General features: G+C 68.7%; 29 protein-coding genes. 25 read left to right on the forward strand and 4 right to left on the reverse strand.

The window, feature by feature from the left end:
- Positions 1-333: 333 nt before the first annotated feature.
- The 6 genes from ftsE (at position 334) to AC3A4E_RS16190 (ending at position 4,711) form a co-directional block, all read left to right on the forward strand.
- Positions 334-1,023 (forward strand): cell division ATP-binding protein FtsE, encoded by a 690-nt coding sequence (gene ftsE / locus AC3A4E_RS16165; protein ID WP_487632507.1) that lies wholly within the window; start codon positions 334-336, stop codon positions 1,021-1,023.
- A complete protein-coding gene (gene ftsX, locus AC3A4E_RS16170; protein WP_487632508.1) occupies positions 1,016-1,966 on the forward strand; it encodes a permease-like cell division protein FtsX in 951 nt (316 codons plus the stop codon). The genes ftsE and ftsX overlap by 8 nt, the downstream gene beginning before the upstream one ends.
- Positions 1,967-1,969: 3 nt before the next feature.
- Positions 1,970-2,788 carry a response regulator gene (locus AC3A4E_RS16175; protein WP_487632509.1) on the forward strand — a complete coding sequence of 273 codons (819 nt, stop codon included), beginning with the start codon at positions 1,970-1,972 and terminating at the stop codon, positions 2,786-2,788.
- Between the two features lie 63 nt (positions 2,789-2,851).
- Positions 2,852-3,550 (forward strand): uracil-DNA glycosylase, encoded by a 699-nt coding sequence (gene ung / locus AC3A4E_RS16180; protein ID WP_487632510.1) that lies wholly within the window; start codon positions 2,852-2,854, stop codon positions 3,548-3,550.
- Positions 3,550-4,326, forward strand: a complete 777-nt coding sequence (locus AC3A4E_RS16185) for a HipA family kinase (RefSeq protein ID WP_487632694.1) — start codon at positions 3,550-3,552, stop codon at positions 4,324-4,326. The genes ung and AC3A4E_RS16185 overlap by 1 nt, the downstream gene beginning before the upstream one ends.
- Positions 4,304-4,711, forward strand: coding sequence for a DUF3037 domain-containing protein (locus tag AC3A4E_RS16190; protein WP_487632511.1), 408 nt, complete (start codon positions 4,304-4,306; stop codon positions 4,709-4,711). The genes AC3A4E_RS16185 and AC3A4E_RS16190 overlap by 23 nt, the downstream gene beginning before the upstream one ends.
- A gap of 95 nt (positions 4,712-4,806) precedes the next feature.
- Here AC3A4E_RS16190 and AC3A4E_RS16195 read toward each other — a convergent pair whose 3' ends face one another.
- Complete coding sequence (locus tag AC3A4E_RS16195) at positions 4,807-5,208, reverse strand: phasin family protein (RefSeq protein ID WP_487632512.1); 402 nt, start codon at positions 5,206-5,208, stop codon at positions 4,807-4,809.
- A gap of 159 nt (positions 5,209-5,367) precedes the next feature.
- Positions 5,368-5,724 (reverse strand): 6-carboxytetrahydropterin synthase QueD, encoded by a 357-nt coding sequence (gene queD / locus AC3A4E_RS16200; protein WP_487632695.1) that lies wholly within the window; start codon positions 5,722-5,724, stop codon positions 5,368-5,370.
- Positions 5,725-5,824: 100 nt separating this feature from the next.
- Between queD and AC3A4E_RS16205 the strand changes: the two genes are divergently transcribed.
- From AC3A4E_RS16205 to AC3A4E_RS16260, 12 genes are all read left to right on the forward strand, one after another.
- A complete protein-coding gene (locus AC3A4E_RS16205) occupies positions 5,825-6,916 on the forward strand; it encodes a glycerophosphodiester phosphodiesterase family protein (RefSeq protein WP_487632513.1) in 1,092 nt (363 codons plus the stop codon).
- A gap of 66 nt (positions 6,917-6,982) precedes the next feature.
- Positions 6,983-7,768: a hypothetical protein gene (locus AC3A4E_RS16210; protein WP_487632514.1), complete on the forward strand. Its 786-nt coding sequence runs from the start codon at positions 6,983-6,985 to the stop codon at positions 7,766-7,768.
- Between the two features lie 113 nt (positions 7,769-7,881).
- Positions 7,882-8,451 (forward strand): sigma-70 family RNA polymerase sigma factor, encoded by a 570-nt coding sequence (locus AC3A4E_RS16215; protein ID WP_487632515.1) that lies wholly within the window; start codon positions 7,882-7,884, stop codon positions 8,449-8,451.
- Entirely contained in the window at positions 8,448-9,242 is a 795-nt protein-coding gene (locus AC3A4E_RS16220) for an anti-sigma factor (RefSeq protein ID WP_487632516.1), read from the forward strand. Before AC3A4E_RS16215 ends, AC3A4E_RS16220 begins: the two co-directional genes overlap by 4 nt.
- 136 nt (positions 9,243-9,378) lie before the next feature.
- Positions 9,379-10,332, forward strand: a complete 954-nt coding sequence (locus AC3A4E_RS16225; protein ID WP_232134054.1) for an acyl-CoA desaturase — start codon at positions 9,379-9,381, stop codon at positions 10,330-10,332.
- Positions 10,329-11,630, forward strand: coding sequence for an NAD(P)/FAD-dependent oxidoreductase (locus tag AC3A4E_RS16230; protein ID WP_487632517.1), 1,302 nt, complete (start codon positions 10,329-10,331; stop codon positions 11,628-11,630). Before AC3A4E_RS16225 ends, AC3A4E_RS16230 begins: the two co-directional genes overlap by 4 nt.
- On the forward strand, positions 11,627-12,442 hold the full coding sequence (locus tag AC3A4E_RS16235; RefSeq protein ID WP_487632518.1) for a DUF1365 domain-containing protein: 816 nt from the start codon (positions 11,627-11,629) through the stop codon (positions 12,440-12,442). Before AC3A4E_RS16230 ends, AC3A4E_RS16235 begins: the two co-directional genes overlap by 4 nt.
- On the forward strand, positions 12,439-13,683 hold the full coding sequence (locus AC3A4E_RS16240; RefSeq protein WP_487632519.1) for a class I SAM-dependent methyltransferase: 1,245 nt from the start codon (positions 12,439-12,441) through the stop codon (positions 13,681-13,683). The genes AC3A4E_RS16235 and AC3A4E_RS16240 overlap by 4 nt, the downstream gene beginning before the upstream one ends.
- The gene (locus AC3A4E_RS16245; protein WP_487632520.1) at positions 13,680-14,480 is read left to right on the forward strand and encodes a DUF1295 domain-containing protein; all 801 of its coding nucleotides are present in this window, start codon (positions 13,680-13,682) and stop codon (positions 14,478-14,480) included. Before AC3A4E_RS16240 ends, AC3A4E_RS16245 begins: the two co-directional genes overlap by 4 nt.
- The gene (locus AC3A4E_RS16250) at positions 14,477-15,559 is read left to right on the forward strand and encodes an SAM-dependent methyltransferase (protein ID WP_487632521.1); all 1,083 of its coding nucleotides are present in this window, start codon (positions 14,477-14,479) and stop codon (positions 15,557-15,559) included. Before AC3A4E_RS16245 ends, AC3A4E_RS16250 begins: the two co-directional genes overlap by 4 nt.
- Before the next feature lie 97 nt (positions 15,560-15,656).
- Positions 15,657-16,187, forward strand: coding sequence for a lipocalin family protein (locus AC3A4E_RS16255; RefSeq protein ID WP_487632696.1), 531 nt, complete (start codon positions 15,657-15,659; stop codon positions 16,185-16,187).
- Positions 16,188-16,242: 55 nt separating this feature from the next.
- Complete coding sequence (locus AC3A4E_RS16260; RefSeq protein ID WP_487632522.1) at positions 16,243-16,638, forward strand: YbaN family protein; 396 nt, start codon at positions 16,243-16,245, stop codon at positions 16,636-16,638.
- Between the two features lie 40 nt (positions 16,639-16,678).
- Here the strand turns inward: AC3A4E_RS16260 and AC3A4E_RS16265 are convergent, their stop codons facing one another.
- Positions 16,679-17,113, reverse strand: coding sequence for a hypothetical protein (locus AC3A4E_RS16265; RefSeq protein WP_487632523.1), 435 nt, complete (start codon positions 17,111-17,113; stop codon positions 16,679-16,681).
- Between the two features lie 12 nt (positions 17,114-17,125).
- A complete protein-coding gene (locus tag AC3A4E_RS16270; RefSeq protein WP_487632524.1) occupies positions 17,126-18,226 on the reverse strand; it encodes a DNA/RNA non-specific endonuclease in 1,101 nt (366 codons plus the stop codon).
- Positions 18,227-18,380: 154 nt separating this feature from the next.
- On the opposite strand from AC3A4E_RS16270, the gene AC3A4E_RS16275 reads away from it, so the two are divergent.
- The 7 genes from AC3A4E_RS16275 to hslU all read left to right on the forward strand — a co-directional run bounded on the left by AC3A4E_RS16275 (position 18,381) and on the right by hslU (position 23,638).
- Positions 18,381-18,674 carry a hypothetical protein gene (locus AC3A4E_RS16275; RefSeq protein ID WP_487632525.1) on the forward strand — a complete coding sequence of 98 codons (294 nt, stop codon included), beginning with the start codon at positions 18,381-18,383 and terminating at the stop codon, positions 18,672-18,674.
- Positions 18,675-18,711: 37 nt separating this feature from the next.
- Positions 18,712-19,551, forward strand: coding sequence for a diaminopimelate epimerase (gene dapF / locus AC3A4E_RS16280; protein ID WP_487632526.1), 840 nt, complete (start codon positions 18,712-18,714; stop codon positions 19,549-19,551).
- Positions 19,551-20,228 (forward strand): DUF484 family protein, encoded by a 678-nt coding sequence (locus AC3A4E_RS16285; RefSeq protein WP_487632527.1) that lies wholly within the window; start codon positions 19,551-19,553, stop codon positions 20,226-20,228. The genes dapF and AC3A4E_RS16285 overlap by 1 nt, the downstream gene beginning before the upstream one ends.
- A 10-nt stretch (positions 20,229-20,238) precedes the next feature.
- Positions 20,239-21,120, forward strand: coding sequence for a tyrosine recombinase XerC (xerC, locus tag AC3A4E_RS16290; RefSeq protein WP_487632528.1), 882 nt, complete (start codon positions 20,239-20,241; stop codon positions 21,118-21,120).
- A gap of 19 nt (positions 21,121-21,139) precedes the next feature.
- A complete protein-coding gene (locus AC3A4E_RS16295; protein WP_487632529.1) occupies positions 21,140-21,538 on the forward strand; it encodes a hypothetical protein in 399 nt (132 codons plus the stop codon).
- A gap of 68 nt (positions 21,539-21,606) precedes the next feature.
- Complete coding sequence (gene hslV, locus AC3A4E_RS16300) at positions 21,607-22,161, forward strand: ATP-dependent protease subunit HslV (protein WP_096297100.1); 555 nt, start codon at positions 21,607-21,609, stop codon at positions 22,159-22,161.
- 91 nt (positions 22,162-22,252) lie between these two features.
- A complete protein-coding gene (gene hslU, locus AC3A4E_RS16305; RefSeq protein ID WP_487632530.1) occupies positions 22,253-23,638 on the forward strand; it encodes an ATP-dependent protease ATPase subunit HslU in 1,386 nt (461 codons plus the stop codon).
- Positions 23,639-23,699 lie beyond the last annotated feature (61 nt).

Consider the following 23,699-nt stretch of genomic DNA (forward strand, 5'->3'; position numbering starts at 1 on the left):
TGACGAAAAGCCCCGCTCCGGCGGGGCTTTTTTGTGGCTGCTGTCCGCATGACATCGTGGAATGGCCAGCTTGCAGCGAAGTCCATCGGGTGCGAGGCGGTGACGGCACCGCGCGAATGGCGGCCCTCATCCCGAGCCTTCTCCGACGGGAGGCCACCGCGCCATGCGGCATGAGGACTGTCGGGCGACCGGGCGTCGCCCTGGGCGCTGTGCGGACGCTGCGTCGACGCGCGTGGCCTGTCGGCGATGCGGCGCCGCACACCCTGCGGAATCACCGCCCGACGCACGCCGATCATGACGCTGTTGTCCGCATTCCCTGCGATACTGGCGCGCATGAGCGTTCTGCGATTCGACAACGTCAGCAAGCAGTACCCGGGCGGCCATGTGGCGCTGTCGGAAGTCAGTTTCGATGTGGCGGCCGGCGAGATGCTGTTCGTCACCGGTCACTCCGGCGCGGGCAAGAGCACGCTGCTGAAACTCATCCATCTGGCCGAGCGGCCGAGCCGCGGCGCGGTGGTGTTCGGCGAGCGCAATCTGCTCAAGGTGCGCGGTCGCAAGGTCGCGATGCATCGGCGCGACATCGGCGTCGTGTTCCAGGATCACCGCCTGCTGCCCGACCGCACCGTGTTCGACAACATCGCCCTGCCGCTGATCCTGCGCGGCATGCGCCGGCCGGAGATCGGCAAGCGGGTGCGCAGCGTGCTGGAGCGCCTGGCGCTGGGGGCGCGCGAACGTGCGCTGCCCACGCAGCTCTCTGCCGGTGAACAGCAGCGCATCGGCATCGCGCGCGCGATCGTCGGTGAGCCGATGCTGCTGGTCGCCGACGAGCCCACCGGCAACCTCGATCCCACGCTGTCGGCCGAAATCATGACGCTGTTCGCCGAGCTGCCCGAGCGCGGCACCAGCGTGCTGATCGCCAGCCATGACCTCGGTCTGGTCAAGCGCATGAAGAAGCGCACGCTGGTGCTCGACCACGGCACGCTGGCCGACGACATTTCGCCGGAGGACCTCGCCGATGCCTGAGGCACCCCGCAACCAGCCCGTGCGCAGCGGCCCGTCGCCGGTCGGCACCTGGGTCGACCATCACGTCTACAGCGTGCTCGCCAGCCTCGGCCGGCTGTTCAAGAAGCCGTGGTCGGCCGCCCTGACGATCGGCGTCATGGCGGTCGCACTCGCGCTGCCGCTCGGCCTTTGGCTGGTGCTCGACAACGTCGGCCGCCTCGGCGGCAGCATCGATGCCTCGCGCGAAATCAGCGTGTTCCTCAAGCAGGACGTCGACGGTCCGCGCGCCGAAGCGCTGGCTGGCGAACTGCGCGGCCGCGGCGATGTCGGCAGCGTCGTGCATCGCTCGCCCGACGAGGGGCTGGCGGAATTGCGCGAGCGTGGCGAATTCGGCGATGCGATCGATGTGCTCGGCGAGAACCCGCTGCCGCACGTGCTGATCGTGACGCCCGGTGGCGACGAGATGCTGCTGGCCGAATCGCTGCGCACGCTGCCCGAATCGGAACTCGTCCAGCACGACGCGCAGTGGCGCGAACGCCTTGATGGCTGGCTGCGTTTCGGCGGTCGCGTGGTCTGGGTGCTGGCGGCGCTGCTCGGCATCGGCGCGCTGCTGGTGGTCGGCAATACGGTGCGGCTGGACATCCAGTCGCGCCGCGACGAGCTCGGCGTGCTGCAGCTGCTCGGCGCCACCGACGGTTTCATCCGTCGGCCGTTCCTGTATCTCGGTGCCTGGTACGGGCTGGCCGCCGGCGCCGTCGCGCTTGGCCTTCTGGCATTGGCCGGGCTCGCGCTGCAGCCGCCACTGGCGGAACTCGCGGCGAGCTACGGCGCGGCGTTCGCGCTGCGCGGCTTCGGTCCGATGGGTGTCGTGGCGGTGCTGGCCGGCGCGACCGCGCTGGGCTGGTGCGGCGGCGGCATCGTCACCGGGCACTTCCTGCGCCAGACGCGGCCGACCGACACCTGATCCATGCACGACCTCCGTCATTTGGCCGGCGACGCGCCCCGGGTGATGGTCGTCGATGGCTCCAGACTCGTGCGCCGGCTGATCGGCGATGTACTGCGGCAGGCGCTGGCCGATGTCGAGGTCATCGAGTGCACGGGCCTGGCGGATGCCACCGTCGCGCTGGAAGGGGCGCCCGTCGACCTGGTCAGCACCGCGCTGTCGTTGCCCGACGGCGATGGTCTGCAGCTGGCGCGCCGCGTGCGCGAGGCCGCCGGCCAGCGCTACATGCCGGTGATCGTGGTGTCGGCCGATGCGCAGGCGCATCTGGAGGCGCGGCGTTTCACCGAGGACGTGACCGACCATTTCGACAAGGCGCTGGGCCATCGCGCGCTGGCCGAGTTCATCCGCGGCTATGTGCAGCCGGCGCCGATTCCCGACGCGCACGTGCTCTACGTCGAGGACAGCCGCACGGTCGCGCTGGCCACCCGGCGGATGCTCGAAGCGCAGCAGATGCGCGTGACCCACGTGCTCAGTGCCGAGGACGCGCTGGCGTACCTGGAGGCCTACCGCGACGGTCCCGCCGCGCCCGGCGCCGACCTGCTGCTGACCGATGTCTATCTCAAGGGCGAACTCAGCGGCCATGATCTGTTGCGCGCGGTGCGCCGCGACTTCGGCTACGGCAAGCGCCGGCTGCCGGTGCTGGTGATGACGGGCGATGGCAACCACGACAACCAGGTCGCATTGCTGCAGGCCGGTGCGAACGATCTGGTGGTCAAGCCGGCAGAAGAACGCGTGCTGGCGACCAAGGCGCGTTTCCAGCTGCGCCTGGCGGCCATGCCCTAGCGGCGCCTACTGTTTCCATTCCCGCGCCGGTACGCTGACCGGCGCTTCCGACACCGGGCCCCCATGTCCCAGATCAGACTCGAACCTTCGTGGAAGGCCCGCATCGGCGACTGGCTGCGCCGCGAGGACATGCAGGCGCTGGCCGAATTCCTGCGGGCCCGCCGGGCGGCCGGCGCCGCGATCCACCCGCCGGGCCCGGAGATCTTCGCTGCCTTCGAGGCCACGCCGTTCGATGCGGTAAAGGTCGTTGTGCTCGGCCAGGACCCCTACCACGGGCCCGGGCAGGCGCACGGCCTGAGTTTTTCAGTGCGTCCGGACGTGCGCGTGCCGCCGTCGCTCGACAACATCTACAAGGAGATCGAACGCGATCTCGGTCTGTCCCGTCCCGACCACGGCTGGCTGATGCCCTGGGCCCGGCAGGGTGTGCTGCTGCTCAATGCGGTGCTGACCGTCGAGGACGGCAAGGCCGGCGCGCACCAGGGCCGGGGCTGGGAAGGCTTCACCGACCATGTCGTCGATGTGCTCAACCGCGAGCGCGAGGATCTCGTGTTTCTGCTGTGGGGCAGCTACGCGCAGGCCAAGGGCAAGGTGATCGACACCAATCGCCACTGCGTGCTGCGCACCACGCATCCGTCACCGCTGTCGGCCTATCGCGGTTTCCTGGGCAGCGGACATTTCTCCAAGACCAACAACTTCCTGCGCAAGCGCGGCATTGCGCCGATCGACTGGTCGCTGCCGCGACGCGCGGAGCTGGACGCGTGATCCGGCGTGTCGACGCCACGCGCTATGTCACGCCGCTGCGCGAAGGCGGATCGCTGCCTGCCGTCGTCGAAGCCGACGATGACGGCCTGTACGTCCTGAAGTTCCGCGGCGCCGGCCAGGGCGTCAAGGCGCTGGTAGCCGAACTGGTGGCGGGCGAGTTCGCGCGGCTGCTGGGCCTGCCGATTCCCGAGATCGTGTTCATCGATCTCGATCCGGACCTGGCCGCCACGGAGCCGGACCCCGAGATCCAGCATCTGATCCGGGCCAGCGCCGGCTGCAATCTCGCGCTGGACTACCTGCCGGGCGCGATCAACTTCGACCCGGCCGTCGACCCGCCGGAGGCCGACCTGGCATCGAGGATCGTCTGGTTCGATGCCTTTGTCTGCAACGTCGACCGCACGCCCCGCAATACCAATCTGCTGGTCTGGCACCGCCGTCTGACCCTGATCGATCACGGCGCAGCGCTGTATTTCCATCATGACTGGGACGGCGCGACGCGCATCGCGAGCGCTCCGTTCGCGCGCATCGCCGACCACGTGCTGCTGCCGTTCGCGAGCGCGCTCGACGCTGCCGACGCGGCGCTGTCGGCGCGCATCAGCGAAGCCGACATCCGCCGCATCGTGGCGCTCGTGCCTGACGACTGGCTGACGGGGGAACCGCAGTTCGCCGATGCCGACGCGCATCGCGCGGCTTACGTCGCGTTCTTCTGCACCCGGCTCGCCCATCGCGCCGGCTTCGTCGAGGAGGCGCAACGTGCGCACGCTGCAGGTCTATGACTACGCGGTGATCCGGGTCGTGCCCCGGGTCGAACGCGAGGAGTTCATCAACGCGGGCGTCATCGTGTCCTGCCAGGCCGCGCGCACGCTGGCCGCGGCCGTGGCGCTGGACCCGCTGCGCCTGCATGCCCTCGACGCGCACGCCGATGCGGCCACGCTGCAGCGGCATCTCGATGCGATCGTGCGGATCTGCCGGGGCGACGCCGACGGCGGTCCGATTGCAGCACTGCCCGCGCGCGCGCGTTTCCACTGGCTCACCGCGAAGCGGAGTTCGCTGATCCAGGTGTCGGCCGTGCATACCGGTCGTACCGACGATCCCCACGGGCTGTGCGACCGCCTGATGGTGCGGATGGTGCTGCCGCCCGGGCCGGTCCGCGGCGCATAAAAAAACCCGGCAGCGTGGGGGCTGCCGGGTCCGACCCGGGCGAGGGAGGGATCGCCCGGATGTTCGATTGCGGGGCTGCTGCCCCGCCGCTGCAATCAGCGCTTCGCGGTCTTCGCGGCGGCCTTGACGACCTTCTCGGCTTCGGCGCGGACGTCGGCGGTGGCCGACTCGACGTGCGACTTGGCGAGACCGGCGATCGCTTCGTGCGTCTTCACCGTGCGGCCCAGGGTTTCCTGGCCGGCGCTGACGAGACGCTCGACGTTCTCACGGGCGACCTGTGCGCCCTTCGGCCACAGGGCCTTGAGGCCGTCGATGTCGCGCACTTCGATCGCTTCGTTGACGAACGCGAAGGTGGCGTGGGTGTTGTCGTTGAACGTCGAGAGGTGCAGACCGAACAGGGTCTCGGCATTCTCGAGGGTCAGACGGTTGAACTGGGCGGCTGCATCGGCGAACTGGCGCGACGCGGCGGTGAACTGCTCGTTGAGCTGGTAGGACATGGCGGTTACCTGCGTGAGCCGGCGGCTTGCCGGGTTTGTGCGATGCAGCATATCGCAGCCATGTTGCATTGCAACAAACAGCCGACGAACGGTCGCCGGGCATTCAGTTTTGTAATCAGATCAGTGACTTGGAACCGCTTGCAGCCCGAAGGAGCGCGCTCAGGGGCCGGCGTAGCGGCAGCCCGACGTGCAGGTTTCGCGAATCACGATCGCGCTCAGCGCCGGCAGCGTGGGCTTGAGGCGTTCCCAGATCCAGATCGCGAGCCGCTCGCTGGTCGGGTTCTCGAGGCCGGGGATGTCGTTGAGATAATTGTGGTCGAGCTGGGCGTAGAGCGGGGCGAACGCGGCCTTCAGATCGCCGAAGTCCATGATCCAGCCGGTCTCCGGGCCGGGCTCGCCGGACACGTGCACCTCGACCTGGAACGAATGTCCATGCAGACGCGCGCACTTGTGGCCGGGCGGCACGTTCGGCAGCCGGTGCGCGGCCTCGAGGGTGAAAACCTTGAAGATGTCCATGTGCGCATTCTCGGGCGTGGCCGCCTGCGCGGCAATCGTCGCGGTGCTGACATGCGCGGATGCCACGATCTCCGGTCCACCCCGTCCGGCCGATCGTCCGATGTCCCGAACGCGTTTCCTGCTGCCAGTGCTGCTCCTCACCACAGTCATGACCGTCGCCGATCACGCTGTCGCCGCCACACCCACCGATGCACCACGTGTGGTCGCGCATCGCGGTGCCAGCGCGCACCTGCCCGAACACACGCTGGCCGCCTACCGCCGCGCGGTGGAGGACGGCGCCGACTTTATCGAACCGGATCTGGTGATGACCCGCGACGGCGTGCTGGTCGCCCGCCACGAGAACGAGATCGGCGGCACCACCGATGTCGCATTGCATCCGCAGTTCGCCGACCGCAAGCGCACGCAACGCATCGACGGCAGCGACGTCACCGGCTGGTTCACCGAGGACTTCACCCTGGCCGAGCTGAAGACGCTGCGTGCGCGCGAACCGCTTCCGGCGCTGCGCGGTGTCTGGTACGACCGCCAGTTCGCGGTGCCGACGCTGCACGAGATCATGGTGCTGCTCGACGATCTGGTGCGCAGCTCGGGCCGCAATGTCGGCCTGATTCCGGAGATCAAGCACCCGACGCACTTCGTCGCGATCGGCCTGCCGATGGAGCAGGCGATGATCGACGTGCTGACGAAGCACGACGTCGCCACGCGCGTGCCACTGATCGTGCAGTCCTTCGAGCCGGCAAGCCTGCGCACGCTGCGCGCCATCGCCGCACCGGTCCTGCCCGATCTGCGCCTGCTGCAGCTGATCGGCGACCCGCGCACGCGTCCGGCGGATGTCGAAGCGGCGGGCGGCAGTCTGCGCTACCGCGACATGCTCACCCCCGACGGTCTGCGCGCGATCGCGGAGTACGCGTCGTTCCTGGGCCCGCACAAGTCGCAGGTCGGCGAGGTCGGGCGCGGCGCTCGCTTCGAAGCCACGACGCTGGTTGCCGATGCCCACGCGGCCGGCCTGCAGGTCATGCCGTACACGTTCCGTCCCGAGAATCCGTATCTCCCGCGCGCGCTGCGCAGCGGCAGTGCGAATGCCCGCAACGACGCGGGCGCCATCGCCGAGATGCGTGCATTCCTGGATGCCGGCGTGGATGGTCTGTTCGCCGACGACCCTGCGCTCGCGCGCCAGGCGGTGGACGCGCGCTGAACCGGACTGCATCCGCGCTCTGCATTGGCGGCGTACGTCCCGTGAGCATCATCACGGGAATCGTCCATGCCGTTGTCCGCTGCCGCACCTGCTGTCTGCGCCCGCACGCGTTGCGTCGCGCTCGCCACCTGTCTGCTCGCAGCGCTGCCACTGGCGGCCGCCGAGCGCGAAGAGGCGCGCGCGTTGTCACGCGACGACGGGCGACTGCTGTACCGGGAGGTGCATTTCCAGGACCGTGACGGCGGTGCCGCGCGACGCGTGGTGCTGTACCAGTGCCCGGATGGCGCCGCATTCGCGCGCAAGATCGTGCGCGCGCAGGGCAACGCCACGCAGCCCGATTTCGCATTCCACGATGCCCGCAGCGGCTATCGCGAAGGCGTGCGCACGCGTGATGGGAAGCGCGAGATCTTCGTCCAGCGTGGCGAAGGCGCGCCGCGGACCGCCGCGTTGCCGGCTGCCGACGATGCGGTAATCGATGCCGGTTTCGATGCCGCGGTGCGCACGCACTGGGCTGCATTGGGCGATGCGCCGCAGCGGCTGTCGTTCCTGCTGCCCGAGCGCTTCGCGTTCATGCCGGTGCGCGTGGCGAACGTCGGTGACGCCGATGGCATGCGCCAGCTGCGCATGTCGGTCGACCGCTGGTTCGGCTTCGCGGTGCCGCCGATCGAGCTGCGTTACGGCCTGGACGACAAGCGGCTGCGCGAATTCGCCGGCCCCGGTACGGTGCGCGACGCGCGTGGCAAGCCGCGTGACGTGCGCATCGTGTTCCCCGCGCAGGCCCCGCGCGCCGTTGCCGCGAGCGAAGTCGCGGCTGCGCTCGAAGACCCGTTGAGCGGCCGATGCAGCGCCTGATGCCCGTACGCCCGCGAACGGGTCGCGGCCACCGGATCGCACGATCGCGCTTGCGCGAACGGCGGGCGCCGGTGAGGATGGCGGTCCATCACTTCCCGGGATGCGCGCGCCGGATGCCACAGCACGATGCGACCGCAACTGCGACCGAACCCGGCCTCGACGTCTGGCTGGCACAGGTCGCCGGCGGCAACCAGCGCGCATTCGAATCGCTGTATCGCGCCAGTGCATCTCGCCTGCTCGGCGTGTGCATCCGCGTGCTGCACGACCGCGACGAGGCCGAAGACGCCCTGCAGGACGTGTACGTGCGCATCTGGCGCAAGGCCGCGCAGTTCGATCCCGCGCGCGCCGCGGCGACGACCTGGCTGGCGACGATCGCCCGCAATACCGCGATCGACCGCCTGCGCGCGCGTGCGCAGCATCAGCTCGCGCCGGTCGAACTGATCGAGGCGATGCCGGACGACGGTGAAACGCCGTTGGAATCGACCGAGCGCGCCGGTGACCGCTCGCGTCTGGACACCTGTTTCGAGACCCTGGAGCCGCGGCGGCGCCGGCTGATCCGCGCCGCGTTCTTCGACGGCGCGACCTACGAGGAGCTCGCGCAGCGCATGGGTTCGCCATTGGGATCGGTCAAGAGCTGGATCCGCCGTGGGCTGCTGCAGCTGCGGACGTGCCTGGAGCCATGAACGTGCGCGATCCCGACTTCGACATCGACGACGACGGCGGTCCCGAGCCGCCGCGCGCGGATCTGCTCGCCGGCGAGTACGTGCTGGGTGTACTCGACGCGCAGGCGCGTGCAGCGGCCGAGGCACGCATCGCCCGCGATCCGGGCTTCGCACGTCTGGTCGCCGAGTGGGATCTGCGGCTTGCGCCGTGGTTCGCCGAATTTCCGACCGCCGACGTGCCTGCGCATGTGTGGCCGCGTATCCGCACTGCGCTCGGCTGGACACCCGTGGCTGCGAAGCCCGAAGGCCTCTGGCACAGCACCGGCTTCTGGCGTGGCGCCACGGCATTGGCGGCGGTCGTCGCGATCGTCGCGGTGCTCGTCGGCCGTGTGCCGGTCGAAGACGACACGCGCGAGGTGCCGGTGGTCGTCGCGCCGACGCCGATCCCCGCGCCCACGCCTGCACCCGCCGCCGAGGCCCTGCCGGTCACGACGCTCGCGCACGAAGACGGCTCGCCCGCGTGGCTCGCATCGGTCGATGCCGCGCATGGCCGCGTGCTCGTCGTACCGCTGCCGGCGGATGTCGATGCCGAAGGCCGCGTCGCCGAGTTGTGGCTGATTCCAGAAGGCGGCGCGCCGGCGTCGCTCGGCCTGCTGCCGCACGACCGCACGCGCGCCGTCGAGGTGCCGGCAGAACTGCATGCGGCGCTGATCGCAGGCGCCACGCTGGCAGTGTCGCTGGAGCCGCCGGGTGGCGCGCCGGATGGCGCACCGACCGGACCCGTGGTCGCGAGCGGCGCATTGCGCATCTGATTCACCCACGCGTGGCGGCCACAGGCCACCGCGCGTTCGCGTCTGACCGTCGAGACGGTGAACGCATGCGCATCGCATGCATCCGTTTTTCACGTCCGCGCGTATTTCCTGACAGTCACACCCGCAGGAGTTCCCCATGTCGAGCGATTCCGGCCGCAACGCGACCGGTGCCCGCACATTGCGCGCGAGTCTGGGCCGCTGGTTCGATACCGGCGCCCAGGCGAACGAAGTGCGCGAAGGCGACGACCGGATCGACTGGCTGCGCGCGACGCCGTTCGTGGCGATGCATCTCGCCTGTCTGCTGGTGTTCTGGGTCGGCGTGTCGCCGATCGCGGTGATCGTCGCGGTCGCGCTGTACGCGATCCGCATGTTCGCGCTGACCGGGTTCTATCACCGCTACTTCTCGCACCGCACCTTCCGCACCTCGCGCGTCGTGCAGTTCGTGTTCGCGTTGATCGGCGCGTCCTGCGTGCAGCGCGGCCCGCTGTGGTGGGCGGCACACCATCGCAATCATCATCGCCACACCGAAACCCCACTCGATCCGCATTCGCCGCGCGTGCACGGGTTCTGGTGGAGCCACATGGGCTGGTTCCTGACCCGCGAAGGCTTCCGCACCGACTGGTCGCGGATTCCCGATCTGGCGAAGTTTCCGGAACTGCGCTGGCTCGATCGTTTCGACACGCTGATCCCGGTGCTGCTCGCGGTCGGCCTGTTCGGTCTGGGCGCATTGCTCGAGCGCGTCGCGCCGGGCCTCGGCACCACGGGTGGGCAGATGCTGATCTGGGGTTTCTTCATCTCCACCACCGTGCTGTTCCACGCGACGGTGACGATCAACTCGCTGTCGCATCGCTTCGGCAGCCAGCGCTTCGAGACCGGCGACGACAGCCGCAACAACATCTGGCTGGCGCTGCTGACCTTCGGCGAGGGCTGGCACAACAACCATCACTTCTTCCCCGGCACCGTGCGTCAGGGCTTCCGCTGGTGGGAGATCGATCTGACCTGGTATGGCCTCAAGGCGATGTCCTGGGTCGGTCTGGTGCGTGACCTCAAGCCGGTGCCCGCGTGGGTCCACGAGAAGGCACGCGGATGAGCCAGCGCATCGCCGTCGTCGGTTCTGGCATTGCCGGTCTCGCCACCGCGTGGTGGCTGTCGCAGCGTCACGCGGTGACGCTGTTCGAAGCCGACACGCGCCTCGGCGGCCACACACATACGCATGCCGTGCAGATGGCGGGACGCGACTACGCGGTCGACACCGGTTTCATCGTGTTCAATCCGCAGCATTACCCGCTGCTGAGTGGGCTGTTCGAATCGCTGGATGTCGCGTCGCAGCCGACGACGATGAGCTTCTCGGTGCACAACGAGGCCGACGGCCTCGAGTACAACGCGACCTCGCTCGACACGCTGTTCTGCCAGCGGCGCAATCTGCTGTCGCCGCGGTTCTGGGGCATGTTGCGCGACCTCAAGCGCTTTTATCGCGAGGCGCCTGCGCTGCTCGACGGCGACGACGCAGGACCGACGCTCGGCGAGTACCTGCAGGCCAACCGTTATGGCGACGCGTTCCGCGATCTGCACCTGGTGCCGATGGCGTCGGCGCTGTGGTCGTCGCCGAGCGCGGGCATCCTCGAATTTCCGGCGCGCTACCTCGTGCAGTTCATGGCCAACCACCACATGCTGCAGCTGACCGGGCGCCCGGAATGGCGCGTGGTGCGCGGCGGCTCGTCGCGTTACATCGACGCCTTGCGTGCGCGCTGGTCGGTGACCGAGCGCGTCGGCTGCCGGGTCGATGCGGTGCGTCGGGATGCGGCCGGCGTGCATGTGGCGTCCGCGGCAGGCAGCGAGCGTTTCGACCAGATCGTGCTGGCCTGCCACAGTGACCAGGCGCTGGCGCTGCTCGACGACGCCGATGACGCCGAGCGCGACATCCTTGGCGCGATCCGCTACCAGACCAACGAGACCGTGCTGCATACCGATGCGCGTCTGCTGCCGCGCGACCCCAAGGCCTGGGCGGCGTGGAACGCGCACGTGCCGGCGACGCCCGATGCGGCGTGCACGGTGAGTTACTGCATGCATCAGCTCCAGTCGCTCGACACACCCGAACCGCTGGTGGTCACGCTCAACCGCAGTGACGCGATCGATCCTTCCAAGGTGATCGCGCGCATGCGCTACGCGCATCCGGTCTACGACGCGGCGATGGTGGCCGCGCAGGGTCGGCGCGAGGAGATCCAGGGCCAGCGTCGCACCTGGTACGCCGGTGCGTACTGGGGCTGGGGCTTCCACGAAGACGGTATCCGCAGCGCGGCACAGGTCGCGCGTGCATTCGGTCTCGGGCCGCTGGCGGCGGCCGGCCGCGCGCAGTCGACGCCGATGCCGGTGAGCGCAGTCGCATGAGCGGCGATGGCGATCGCGCCGACCACGTCGCACCGCTGCAGAGCGCGGTGTACGAAGGTGTGGTGCGCCATCGCCGGTACCGTCCGGTGCCGCATGAATTCTCGTATCGCGTCGCGCAGCTGTGGCTGGATCTCGACGAGCTCGATCGTGTCTTCGACGGGCGCTGGTTGTGGTCGACCCGGCGCCCCGCGCTGGCCCGGTTCCGCCGCTCCGATTATCTCGGCCCGACCGACGTGCCGCTCGCCGAAGCCGTGCGCATGCGCGTCGAAGCCACGCTCGGACGCAGGCCTGAAGGTCCGATCCGGCTGCTGACGCATCTGCGCTACTTCGGATTCGTCTTCAATCCGGTGAGCTTCTACTACTGCTATCGCGCCGACGGCACGACGCTCGACTGCATCGTCGCCGAGATCACCAACACGCCGTGGAAGGAACGCCACGCCTACGTGCTGCCGGCCACGGACGCCGAGCGTCATGGCCGCGCCCTGCAGTGGGATTTCGCCAAGGCGTTCCATGTGTCGCCGTTCATGGCGATGGATCACGGCTACCGCTGGCGGTTGACGCCGCCGGTCGAGGATCTGCACGTGCACATGGATGTGTTGCGCGACGACGTGCGTGAATTCGACGCCACCATGACGCTGCAGCGGCGACCCTTTGACGCGGCCTCTCTGGCGCGCGTGCTGTGGCGCTACCCACTGATGACCGTGCAGGTGGTTGCGGCGATCCACTGGCAGGCGCTGCGTCTGTGGCTCAAGCGCAACCCGGTGCACGACCATCCGCGCCTGCCGGGCGCCGAACAGGAGCCTTTCCGATGAACCAGATCGCCGCCCATGCGACGCCGCGTGCGTTCGGCGCGCTCGAACGCACGCTGCGCACACGGCTCGTCGCCCAGTTCGCACAGATGCAGGGCGGCGCGTTGCGGCTCGACGATGCGCTCGGCAGCGAGACCTTCGGCGACGCCCAACTGCGCCCGGTACAGGTGCGCGTGCACGATCCCGCGTTCTACCGGCTGGTCGCCGCCAACGGCAGCGTCGGTGCGGGCGAGTCCTATATGGAAGGCCATTGGGACTGCGACGATCTCGTCGGCCTGGTGCGTCTGCTGGTGCGCAACCGCGATCTGCTCGACGGCATGGAAACCGGCATCGCGCGTCTCGGCGGTCTGGCGATGCGAGGGTGGAACGCGCTGCGCCGGAACACGCGTGACGGCAGCCGTCGCAACATCGCCGCGCACTATGACCTCGGCAACGATTTCTTCTCGCTGTTCCTCTCGCCCGACCTGATGTACTCGTCCGCGCTGTTCGAGCGCGACGGCGACACGCTGGAGGTCGCGTCGACCCGCAAGCTCGATCGCATCTGCGACCGACTGGCACTGCGGCCCGGTGATCGCGTGATCGAGATCGGCACCGGCTGGGGCGGCTTCGCGCTGCACGCCGCGCAGCACTACGGCTGCCACGTCACCACGACCACGATCTCGCGCGAGCAACACGCATTGGCGAGCGCGCGGATTGCGGAGGCCGGTCTGCAGGACCGGGTGACGCTGCTGCTGCAGGACTATCGCGATCTCGACGGCACCTACGACAAGCTGGTGTCGATCGAGATGATCGAAGCGATCGGCGCGCAGTATCTGGAGACCTATTTCGGCAAGCTCGGCAGCCTGCTCGAGCCGGGCGGCGCCGCACTGGTGCAGGCCATCACGATCGAAGACCACCGCTACGCACAGGCGCGCGATTCGGTGGACTTCATCAAGCGCTTCATCTTCCCGGGCAGCTTCATTCCGTCGATCTCGGCGATGCTGCAGGCCAAGACCGCGGCCAGCGATCTGCAACTGCTGCAGCAGGACGACTTCGGTCCTTCCTATGCACGCACGCTGCAGATCTGGCGCGAGCGCTTCCTGTCGCGGTTGTCCGACGTGCGCGAGCAGGGTTTCGACGCACGCTTCGAGCGCATGTGGACCTTCTATCTCGCCTACTGCGAGGGCGGCTTCCGCGAACGCTCGATCGGCGTGTCGCATCTGCTGTTCGGCAAGCCGGGCCACGTGCGGGCGACGGCGTCATGAGTCCGCTCTGGACGCTGCTGCTGGTCTGGGCGCTCGCCGCGATCGCGATGACCGGCGCCTGGCGCTGGCAGAAGGCGCGCGACAACGCCGGCATCGTCGACGTGGTCTGGGCCTGCGGCGTCGGCGGCGCGGCGATCGCGGTCGCACTGCTCGGCGATGGCGCGATGCTGCCGCGGATCCTGCTCGCCGTGCTCGGCGGGCTGTGGGGCCTGCGTCTGGCCGCGCATCTGTGGAAGCGCGTCGGCAGCGAAGACGAAGACGGCCGTTACGCCTACCTGCGCAAGCACTGGCACGGCGACCAGCGCAAGTTCTTCCTGTTCTTCCAGGCGCAGGCGCTGCTGGTCGCACTGTTCGCGCTGCCGTTCCTCGGCGTTGCGACCAACCCGGTGTCCTCGCTCGGTCTGCTCGCCGCGATCGCGGTGTGGCTGATCAGTGTCGGCGGTGAAGCGGTCGCCGATCGCCAGCTCGCCGACTTCCGTGCCGATCCGGCGAATCGCGGCAAGACCTGTCGCGAAGGCCTGTGGCGCTACTCGCGCCATCCGAACTACTTCTTCGAATGGCTGCACTGGCTGACCTACGTGGTGCTGGCCGCGGGCTCGCCGCTGTGGTGGCTGGCGCTGGTCGGGCCGGTGCTGATGTACCTGTTCCTGCGCTACGTCAGCGGCATCCCCTACACCGAGCAGCAGGCGCTGCGCTCGCGCGGCGACGACTACCGCGAGTACCAGCGCACGACGCCGATGCTGTTTCCGTGGTTCCCCCGCTCCGAATCCGCCCGCTCTGAAGGACCTTCCACATGAATGCCGTGGCCCGCCCCGAACTCGAACGCGATACCGCCGCGCCCGGCCTGATCGGCATGGCCGAACGCGGTCTGGTGCCCGACGCGGCGCTGCGTCTCGGCATCCGTCGTCTGTGTGCACAGCGTCTGGCCGAAGAAGCCGAAGGCAGCGTGGAAGCGCAGTCGACGCGCTTCGACGCGCTGCTGCAGTCGCTGCGCACCAGTCCCGTCGCCATCCACACCGATGCCGCCAACACCCAGCACTACGAACTGCCACCCGAATTCTTTGCGCTGTGCCTCGGGCGTCGCTTCAAGTACAGCAGCTGCTATTACCCGACCGGAAACGAGACGCTCGACGAGGCCGAAGACGCGATGCTGGCGCTGTACGGTGCGCGCGCCGAACTGGCCGACGGGCAGGACATCCTCGAACTCGGTTGTGGCTGGGGGTCGCTGACGCTGTGGATGGCCGAGCACTTCCCGGGCGCGCGCATCACCGCCGTGTCGAACTCGCGTCCGCAGCGCCTGCACATCGAAGCGCAGTGCAAGGCGCGCGGTCTCGACAACGTCCGAGTGATCACCTGCGACGTGAACCAGCTCGAGCTCGACACCGAAGCCTTCGACCGCGTGGTGTCGATCGAGATGTTCGAGCACATGCGCAACTACCAGATCCTGATGACGCGCATCGGCACGTGGCTGCGCCCGGGCGGCAAGCTGTTCGTGCACATCTTCGCGCACCGCACGCTGATGTACCCCTTCGAGACCGCGGGCGAGGACAACTGGATGGGGCGGCATTTCTTCACCGGTGGCCTGATGCCGGCGGCGGACACGCTGCTGCATTTCCAGCAGGGCGATCTGGGCATCGAGCAGCGCTGGCTGCTCGATGGCACGCATTACGAGAAGACCTCCAACCACTGGCTCGCCAACCAGGACCGCAACCGCGAGGCGGTGATGCGCGTGCTGGAACAGGCTTATGGACAGGAGGGCGCGAAGCTGTGGTTCCAGCGCTGGCGGATGTTCTGGATGTCCTGCGCGGAACTGTTCGGATACGAGCGTGGCCAGCAGTGGCTGGTCGCGCATTACCGGTTTGCACGCGCGGGCTGACCGCGACCGACGCCGTGCTCACGGCAGGAGGGGTTTCATGGCGACTTCGAACCGGCGGTTTGCCGCTGGCCTGATCTTCGCGGGCATTGCCACCGGCATGCTCGCGGCCTGTGGAGGCGGCAACGTGAAGGAACAGATTCCCCCGGTCGCGCATGTCGACGTGCCCCTTTTCATGGGCGACTGGTACGTGATCGCGCAGATCCCGACGCGTCTCGAGAAAGAGGCTTTCGACTCGGTCGAGACCTATACGCTGCGCGAGGACGGCAAGGTCGACACGACCTTTCGCTATCGCGACGGCGGCTTCGACGAGAAGATCAAGACCATGCACCCGACCGGCACCGTGCGCGAAGGCACCGGGAATGCGATCTGGGGCATGCAGTTCGTCTGGCCGATCAAGGCCGAGTACGTGATCGTCTATGTCGACGATGACTACCAGCAGACCATCGTCGGCCGCAGCAAGCGCGACTACGTGTGGCTGATGGCACGGACACCGGTGATCTCCGACGCGGACTATGCGGCGCACATGGAGCGCATCCGCGGCCTCGGCTACGACATCTCCAAGATCCGCCGCGTGCCGCAGTCGGCCGGCGATCCGGCGCGCGTGTCCGACGCGACCCGCGTCGAATAGACCGTTCCGGGCGCGGCGTCCGGCGCTCACGGACGCCGCGCATAGAATGCGCGTCATGCAACGACGCACGCGCTTCCGCTGGGCCTGGTGGCTGCTGGCTTACGCCAGTCTCGGCCTCGGCATCGTGGGCGTTTTCGTGCCCGGCCTGCCGACGACGGTGTTCGTGCTGATCGCTGCCTGGGCCGCTGCGCGCGGGTCGGATCGTCTGCATCGCTGGCTGCTGGCGCATCCACGTTTCGGCCCGTCGATCCGCAACTGGCAGGCGCATGGCGCGGTCAGTCGCCGTGCGAAGTGGCTCGCGACCGGCACGATGACGCTGTGCGCCGCGATCCTGCTCGCGTTGATGCTCTGGATTCCGGCGCATCGCTGGTGGATGACCGCGCTGCCGATCGCGTGCATGGCCGCGGTGGCGACCTGGTTGTGGTTGCGGCCGGAGCCGCCAAGCGTCTGATCCGTAGGAGCGCGCTTGCGCGCGAACGGTCTCCGCGCGCTTATGGCGCGCCGGTCTCGGCCTTGTAGCGCTCGAGATAATCGCGGTAGCGCGTGTCGTTGAGGTTGCCCGACAGGCGATAGGGCGGGGTGTAGGCGAACTGGAAGTCGTACTGGCCGTCGCGTTCGACGACCAGCGTGCTCGTGGTCCAGTCCTGGCCCTTCTGCGCGTGCATGATGCGGCCGATCTGCGCGAAGCCGGCCTTGGCTTCGGGCGACAGGCGGAACGCGACCTTCTCCAGCGGACCGTCACCATCGCGCGCGATTGCGAACGAAATGCTGCTGGTGCGCGGCGCGCCGCCGTCTTCGGACAGCGATTCAAAATCGACCACGAGGCGCAGCCAGTCGCGTGCGCCCCATTCGCCGTCGTTCACATCCCGGACGCTCGCCGCGACGGCACGCACGGTGTCGGCATAGGCGGCATTGAGATCATCCATGGCGTGTTCGCATCACTTGTTGGGGAAGGTCTGGTCGATCCAGTCGCCGGCATCCACGCGATATTCCGCAACGAAGGTGTCGGGACGGTTGCTGGTGTTGCCCGGATTGTATTGGGGCGATACCCGCATATCCACCTCGTGCCCGTCGCCGGCGAGCCGCGCCAGTTCGTTCTCGAAGCGCTTGTACTCGCCGTTGTTGAGATTCGGCAGGCCATCGCCGATCGGCTTGCCGTTGCCCGGCACGACGTTCAGACGGTTGGTCGGGCCGGCAAGGCGGTCGGCGATGATGTGGAAGCCGACGTCGGTGGCGCGGCCTTCGTTGCCGATGTCGCGCTGCAGGCCGGCATCGTTGCGACCGACCGGTTCCAGATCGACGCGGCCTTCGGCGCGGATCACGCGCGCCTGGTCGTCGGTAGTCCAGCGGTAGTTACCGAATTCGTAGACGGTGTCGGGACGCGCGGCATTGGCGGCGAGGTTGAAGTCGTCCATCGACTCGAACGCCAGCACCGGACGTCCGCCGACGGTGCGGCCGCTGTCCGCGTCGGCGAGGATGTCGCCCAGATCCGCCTCGTCGGCGCCTCGTGCAGCCGTGGTGCGACCAGCATCGCCGGCAGTGTCGGCGCGATCGGCGACACGCGCCGCGTCCGCAGCCGTATCCGCCGCATCGGCCACCTTCGCGCCCTTGGCCGCCTTGTCGGCGCCCTTGGTACCGACCACGGCCAGCACCAGTTCGGTCGCACCGCGACCGAGCGCTTCGCCATAGTTGCCGGCCTGCCAGTCGGCCTTGATCGGATCCACCACCGCATCGACCAGCAGGCCCGGATTGCGGGCGAGGGTGGAGACAACCTCGGCGGCGGCCTCCATGCGCTCACCGCCGCGCGCGGCCGACGGCAACCAGTCCGGTGCGTCGAGCGTATCGCCGGTGGCCTGTTCGTACAGCCCGGTCACGCCGTCGACGGCAAGGCCAGCAGGGCTCAGGTCGTAGCTGGCCTTGAGCGCGTTGCCGCCGAGGGTGACGACGCCTTCGCCGGTCTCCCACAACACTTCGCCGGCGCCCTTGAAGACGCCGCCTACCTGGGATGCGGCGTTGCCCAGCCCATCGAGAATGCCCATCGTGCGGTCCTGTCGGCGCGGATGCCGCAAAGTCTGGGCGGGGCGTCAGGCCCGGACAATCTGGGGCCGACCCTTGGTGCGCTGTCATCGTGCCGTCATCTGAACAGCAACGCCGGTGATGTCGCGCGCCACGCGCCGGGCTACACTTCCGCGCATGCACATCCGTCTGATGCCGATCCTCGCCGCCACGCTGTTGTTGTCCGCCTGCGGCAACAAGGCCGACCTCCTGCAGCCGCGCCAGGTGCCGCCGGAAGACCGCGGCCGCTACATCTTCAAGTCGTCGATTCCGACCCAGGAACAGCTCGACGCCGAAGAAGAAGCGGCGTGGGAAGACGACGCCGACGAGACCACGGACGACGACGCGACCGACGACGCGAGCGGCACGCCGCCCGCGCAGCCGGTGCCGCTGATCCGTGACGTGCCGCCGGCCACCACCGGAACGCCGTGAGCCTGCGCGACACCCGTTCGCACCGCTGTCGTCCCTGATGTCCGGAACCGTCTCCCCGCTGCGCTTCACCAAGATGCATGGCGCCGGCAACGACTTCGTCGTGCTGGACCTGCGCGGCGACGTGCCGCCGCCGGACGCCGCGCTGTGTCGCGCGCTGGCCGATCGCCACACCGGCGTCGGCTGCGACCAGATCCTCACCGTCGAAACACCGCGCGCCACCGGCGTGCTGGCGCGTTACCGCATCTGGAACGCCGACGGCTCGGCCTCGCAGCAATGCGGCAATGGCGCGCGTTGCGTGGCTGCGTGGCTGGTGCGCGACGGCGTGGGCGGTGATAGTTTCGTGCTCGAAAGTCCGGCCGGCCTGCATGCGGTCACGCGCGAAGGCGCGGACTATCGCATCGCGATGGGCGTGCCGGAGTTCGCGCCGGCGCGGATTCCGATGGCCGGCGTCGATGCGGCGCAGCCGCTGTACACGCTGCCGGTCGACGACATCGGCACGCTCGCATTCGGCGCGGCGTCGATGGGCAATCCCCATGCGGTGATCGAAGTCGACGACATCGCGTCCGCGGACGTCGAACGCATCGGTCGCGCGCTGCAGGCCTCGTCATGGTTTCCCGAGTCGGTCAACGTCGGCTTCGCACAGGTGATCGCGGACGACCGCATCCGCCTGCGCGTGTTCGAGCGCGGCGTCGGCGAGACGCTGGCCTGCGGCAGCGGCGCCTGCGCGGCGGTCGCGGTGCTCGCGCGGCGTGGTCGCACCGGGCGCAGCGTCGCCGTATCGTTGTCCGGCGGCACCCTGCACATCGACTGGCCGGCCGACGACGTCACCTTGTCGATGGCCGGACCGGCTGCATTCGTTTTCGAAGGGGAATTGTGATGAGCGAGACGACCGAGAAACTCGGCGCACACGAAGTCGCCACATGGCTGCGTCGCCACCCGAGTTTCCTGCAGCAGTTCCCGGATCTGGCGCTGACCCTGGTCGTGCCGCGCGAAGACGGCCCCGCCGCTTCGCTGGCGAGCTACCAGCTCGAAGTGCTGCGCGACAAGAACCGCGAACTGTCCAAGCGCCTGCGCGATCTGTTCGCGATCTCGCAGGAGAACGAGCGCCTTGCGGTGCGCACGCACCAGCTCACGCTGGCGCTGATGCGCCAGTCCGATCCGGCGTCCACCGTGCGCGCGCTCGCCGCGACGCTGGCGGAAGATTTCAACGGCGATCTGGTGCGCATCGTGCTGTTCGCGCCGGTGCCCGGGCTGGAGGAAGACTGGTTGCAGGTGGTCGCGCGCGACGACCGTCTGCTGCAGCCCTTCGTCGATTGCCTGAAGGACGAGGAGCCGCTGTGCGGCCGCCTGCATCCCGACAAGCAGTCGCTGCTGTACGGCCCGCGCGTCGACGAAGTGCATTCGAGCGCGTTGCTGCCGCTGGCCGGCATCGGCCTGGTCGCGGTCGGCAGCCGCGACGGCAACCGCTTCTATCCCGGCATGGGCACGCTGTTCCTGCGCATGATGGGCGAAGCGTTCGCCACCGCGATGCGACGGTTCGACACCGCCGTCTGAGCGCACGCACATGCACGCCGACGTCGACGCGTTCCTCGACCATCTGCAGATCGAACGGCGGATGTCGGTGCACACGCTCGACGCCTATCGCCGCGATCTGACCGCGCTGGTCGACTGGACGCACGCGCAATCACGGGGCGATCTGCGCGCGCTGCACGGCGAGGACATCCGCGCCTTCGTCGCCGCAGGCCACCGCGGCGGCCTGTCGCCCAAGAGCCTGCAACGGCGCCTGTCCGCATGTCGCAGCTTCTACCAGTGGCTGCTCAAGCACGGCCACATCGACGCGAATCCCGCGTCCGGCGTGCGTGGCCCGAAGGCGCCGCGCAAGCTGCCGCAGGTGCTCGACGTCGACGAGGCCACGCAACTGGTCGAAGTACCGGTCGACGCGCCGCTGGGCCTGCGCGATCGCGCGCTGCTGGAACTGTTCTATTCGTCGGGCCTGCGCCTGTCGGAACTGGTCGGCTTGCGCTGGCGCGATCTGGATTTCGACGGCGGTCTGGTGACCGTGCTCGGCAAGGGCAGCCGCCAGCGCAGCGTGCCGGTCGGGAGCCATGCGTTGCGCGCGTTGACCGAGTGGCGCACCGAGAGCGGCGGCACGTCGGCGACACCGGTGTTCCCCGGTCGCGGTGGCGCACCGATCTCCGCACGCGCCGTGCAGTTGCGCCTGCGCCTGCTCGCGCAGCGCCAGGGCCTGTTCAAGCGCGTGCATCCGCATCTGCTGCGGCATTCATTTGCGAGCCACGTGCTCGAATCGTCGGGCGACCTGCGCGGCGTGCAGGAACTGCTGGGCCACGCCGACATCGCGACCACGCAGATCTACACCCATCTCGATTTCCAGCATCTGGCCAAGGTCTACGACGCCGCGCATCCGCGCGCGCGCCGCAAGTCCTGATGCGCACCCGGAGTTGTCCATGAACCTGCGCATCGTCATCGGCCTGGCCGTCTCGGTTTCCCTGCAGATGCTGCTCGGCCTGCTCGCCGCGTCCCTGTTTCCGCCGGTGCCGTCGGGCGTGGCGCCGGTGTCGACCGCGGTGCAGGCGGGCGTGATTGCACTGCTGTCGTCGACCGGCGGTGCCTTCGCGGCGCGACAGCCGTTCATGCGCGCCGCGCTGGTGTTGTGGGCGGTGGGCTGGGTGTCGAGCGTGCTCGTGGTGCAGCGCCTCGGTGGCGGGCAGTTCACGTTCGCCGATGCCGCGAGCGCGAACGCGATGGCGATCGTGATCTCCGGCTTCGCGACGGTGCTGGGCGTGCGCGCGGGACGGCGTCTCGATCGCCACGTGCGCGGGCCTGCGGCCGACGCGACGCCCTGACGCAACGCCGGATGCCTTGATCCGGGCGGGCGCGGCCCCATCCAGTGGATTCGATCCTTGGAGGCCGCATGGACCCCAGCCAGAATCCCAACGTATTCCACGCCACGACGATCGTGTCGATCCGCAAGGGCGGCAAGGTGGTCGTCGCCGGCGACGGCCAGGTCACGCTCGGCCACACCATCATGAAAGGCAACGCGCGCAAGGTGCGGCGCCTGGGCGAAGGCGGCAAGGTGCTCGCCGGATTCGCCGGCGCCGCCGCCGATGCGTTCACCCTGTTCGAACTGTTCGAAGGCAAGTTGCAGCAGCACGGCGGCCAGCTGGTCCGCGCCGCGGTGGAACTGGTCAAGGACTGGCGCACCGATCGCCGCTACGGAAAGCTCGAAGCGCTGCTCGCCGTGGCCGATGCCGAAACCTCGCTGATCATCAGCGGCAATGGCGACATCATCGAACCCGACGACGGCATCATCGCGATCGGTTCCGGCGGCTCCTACGCATTGTCGGCCGCGCGCGCACTGCTCGCGCACACCGATCTCGATGCCCGCACGGTCGCCACCGAGGCCCTCAACATCGCCGGCGACATCTGCATCTACACCAACCGCAACGTGGTGGTCGAAGAGCTGTGATCGACCTGCGGCGGCGTGTGGCGATCCGCCGGGTCGCACGCGTCGGCCGGTCGCGCGCGCCCGCCCACGCTTCTACGGACACCCGATTCCCATGACGAATGCCAATTCCTCGACCATGACCCCGCGCGAGATCGTGCAGGAACTCGACCGCCACATCGTCGGCCAGAACGCCGCCAAGCGTGCGGTCGCGATCGCGCTGCGCAACCGCTGGCGCCGCGCGCAGCTCGATGACGATCTGCGCAACGAGGTCATGCCCAAGAACATCCTGATGATCGGTCCGACCGGCGTCGGCAAGACCGAGATCGCGCGTCGTCTGGCGACGCTCGCCAATGCGCCGTTCGTCAAGGTCGAGGCGACGCGCTTCACCGAAGTGGGCTACGTCGGCAAGGACGTCGAGCAGATCATCCGCGACCTCGCCGACACGGCGGTCAAGCTGTATCGCGAGCAGGCCAAGGTGCGCGTGCGCACGCAGGCCGAGGATCGCGCCGAAGACCGCATCCTCGATGCGCTGCTGCCCAAGCGCGAGGCCGCGCAGCCGGCGTTCGGCTTCGGTGCGCAGAGCGCGACCGTCGACATCGGCGCCGAGCCGTCGTCGAAGGAATCGGAGACGCGGCAGAAGCTGCGCCGCCAGCTGCGCGCCGGTGATCTGGACGATCGCGAGATCGAACTCGAGCTCAGCGCCGGGCAGGGCATGGACATCATGACCCCGCCGGGCATGGAGGAAATGGGCCAGCAGTTGCGGCAGATGTTCGCCAATCTCGGCGGCGGCAAGACCCACAAGCGCAAGCTGACGATCCGCGCCGCGCGTCCGCAGCTGGTCGAGGAAGAAGCCGGCAAGCTGGTCAACGAGGACGACGTGCGCGAGGCCGCGATCGAAGCCTGCGAGCAGCACGGCATCGTCTTCATCGACGAGATCGACAAGGTCGCCAAGCGCAGCGAGGGTGGCGCCAGTGGCGCCGACGTCAGCCGCGAAGGCGTGCAGCGCGATCTGCTCCCCCTCGTCGAAGGCAGCACGGTCAGCACCAAGTACGGCTCGGTGAAGACCGACCACATCCTCTTCATCGCCTCGGGCGCGTTCCACCTCGCCAAGCCCAGCGATCTGATCCCCGAGATGCAGGGACGCTTCCCGATCCGCGTCGAACTGACCGCGCTGACCAAGGACGATTTCGTCCGCATCCTCACCGAGCCCAAGGCCGCGCTGACCACGCAGTATGTGCAGCTGCTGAAGACCGAAGGTGTCGGCCTGACGTTCGCGCCGGATGCGGTGGACCGGCTCGCCGAGATCGCCGCGCACGTCAACGAGCGCCAGGAGAACATCGGTGCGCGTCGTCTGCACACGGTGCTCGAACGCCTGCTCGATTCGCTGAGTTTCGAGGCGCCCGACAAGGGCGGCACGGTGCTCATCGACCGTGCGTACGTCGACCAGCAGCTGGGTGATCTGGTGCAGGACCAGGATCTGAGCCGCTACATCCTCTGACGCATCCGCGTTCACCACGTTCGAAGCCCGGGCCCGCATCATTGCGGGCCCTTTCGTTGGA

The organism is Luteimonas sp. Soil_N_1 (assembly GCF_057656255.1).

Bases quoted from the DNA above. Each gene is read 5' to 3' on its own strand.
- dapF (WP_487632526.1), top strand. From the start codon at position 18,712: ATGTCCGGAACCGTCTCCCCGCTGCGCTTCACCAAGATGCATGGCGCC.
- AC3A4E_RS16265 (WP_487632523.1), bottom strand. From the start codon at position 17,113: ATGGATGATCTCAATGCCGCCTATGCCGACACCGTGCGTGCCGTCGCG.
- AC3A4E_RS16175 (WP_487632509.1), top strand. From the start codon at position 1,970: ATGCACGACCTCCGTCATTTGGCCGGCGACGCGCCCCGGGTGATGGTC.
- AC3A4E_RS16195 (WP_487632512.1), bottom strand. From the start codon at position 5,208: ATGTCCTACCAGCTCAACGAGCAGTTCACCGCCGCGTCGCGCCAGTTC.
- AC3A4E_RS16270 (WP_487632524.1), bottom strand. From the start codon at position 18,226: ATGGGCATTCTCGATGGGCTGGGCAACGCCGCATCCCAGGTAGGCGGC.
- AC3A4E_RS16210 (WP_487632514.1), top strand. From the start codon at position 6,983: ATGCCGTTGTCCGCTGCCGCACCTGCTGTCTGCGCCCGCACGCGTTGC.
- AC3A4E_RS16250 (WP_487632521.1), top strand. From the start codon at position 14,477: ATGAATGCCGTGGCCCGCCCCGAACTCGAACGCGATACCGCCGCGCCC.
- hslU (WP_487632530.1), top strand. From the start codon at position 22,253: ATGACGAATGCCAATTCCTCGACCATGACCCCGCGCGAGATCGTGCAG.
- queD (WP_487632695.1), bottom strand. From the start codon at position 5,724: ATGGACATCTTCAAGGTTTTCACCCTCGAGGCCGCGCACCGGCTGCCG.
- AC3A4E_RS16230 (WP_487632517.1), top strand. From the start codon at position 10,329: ATGAGCCAGCGCATCGCCGTCGTCGGTTCTGGCATTGCCGGTCTCGCC.
- hslV (WP_096297100.1), top strand. From the start codon at position 21,607: ATGGACCCCAGCCAGAATCCCAACGTATTCCACGCCACGACGATCGTG.
- AC3A4E_RS16235 (WP_487632518.1), top strand. From the start codon at position 11,627: ATGAGCGGCGATGGCGATCGCGCCGACCACGTCGCACCGCTGCAGAGC.
- AC3A4E_RS16260 (WP_487632522.1), top strand. From the start codon at position 16,243: ATGCAACGACGCACGCGCTTCCGCTGGGCCTGGTGGCTGCTGGCTTAC.
- AC3A4E_RS16245 (WP_487632520.1), top strand. From the start codon at position 13,680: ATGAGTCCGCTCTGGACGCTGCTGCTGGTCTGGGCGCTCGCCGCGATC.
- AC3A4E_RS16225 (WP_232134054.1), top strand. From the start codon at position 9,379: ATGTCGAGCGATTCCGGCCGCAACGCGACCGGTGCCCGCACATTGCGC.
- ftsE (WP_487632507.1), top strand. From the start codon at position 334: ATGAGCGTTCTGCGATTCGACAACGTCAGCAAGCAGTACCCGGGCGGC.
- ftsX (WP_487632508.1), top strand. From the start codon at position 1,016: ATGCCTGAGGCACCCCGCAACCAGCCCGTGCGCAGCGGCCCGTCGCCG.
- xerC (WP_487632528.1), top strand. From the start codon at position 20,239: ATGCACGCCGACGTCGACGCGTTCCTCGACCATCTGCAGATCGAACGG.
- AC3A4E_RS16205 (WP_487632513.1), top strand. From the start codon at position 5,825: ATGTCCCGAACGCGTTTCCTGCTGCCAGTGCTGCTCCTCACCACAGTC.
- AC3A4E_RS16295 (WP_487632529.1), top strand. From the start codon at position 21,140: ATGAACCTGCGCATCGTCATCGGCCTGGCCGTCTCGGTTTCCCTGCAG.
- AC3A4E_RS16240 (WP_487632519.1), top strand. From the start codon at position 12,439: ATGAACCAGATCGCCGCCCATGCGACGCCGCGTGCGTTCGGCGCGCTC.
- AC3A4E_RS16255 (WP_487632696.1), top strand. From the start codon at position 15,657: ATGCTCGCGGCCTGTGGAGGCGGCAACGTGAAGGAACAGATTCCCCCG.
- AC3A4E_RS16220 (WP_487632516.1), top strand. From the start codon at position 8,448: ATGAACGTGCGCGATCCCGACTTCGACATCGACGACGACGGCGGTCCC.
- AC3A4E_RS16285 (WP_487632527.1), top strand. From the start codon at position 19,551: ATGAGCGAGACGACCGAGAAACTCGGCGCACACGAAGTCGCCACATGG.
- ung (WP_487632510.1), top strand. From the start codon at position 2,852: ATGTCCCAGATCAGACTCGAACCTTCGTGGAAGGCCCGCATCGGCGAC.
- AC3A4E_RS16215 (WP_487632515.1), top strand. From the start codon at position 7,882: ATGCCACAGCACGATGCGACCGCAACTGCGACCGAACCCGGCCTCGAC.
- AC3A4E_RS16275 (WP_487632525.1), top strand. From the start codon at position 18,381: ATGCACATCCGTCTGATGCCGATCCTCGCCGCCACGCTGTTGTTGTCC.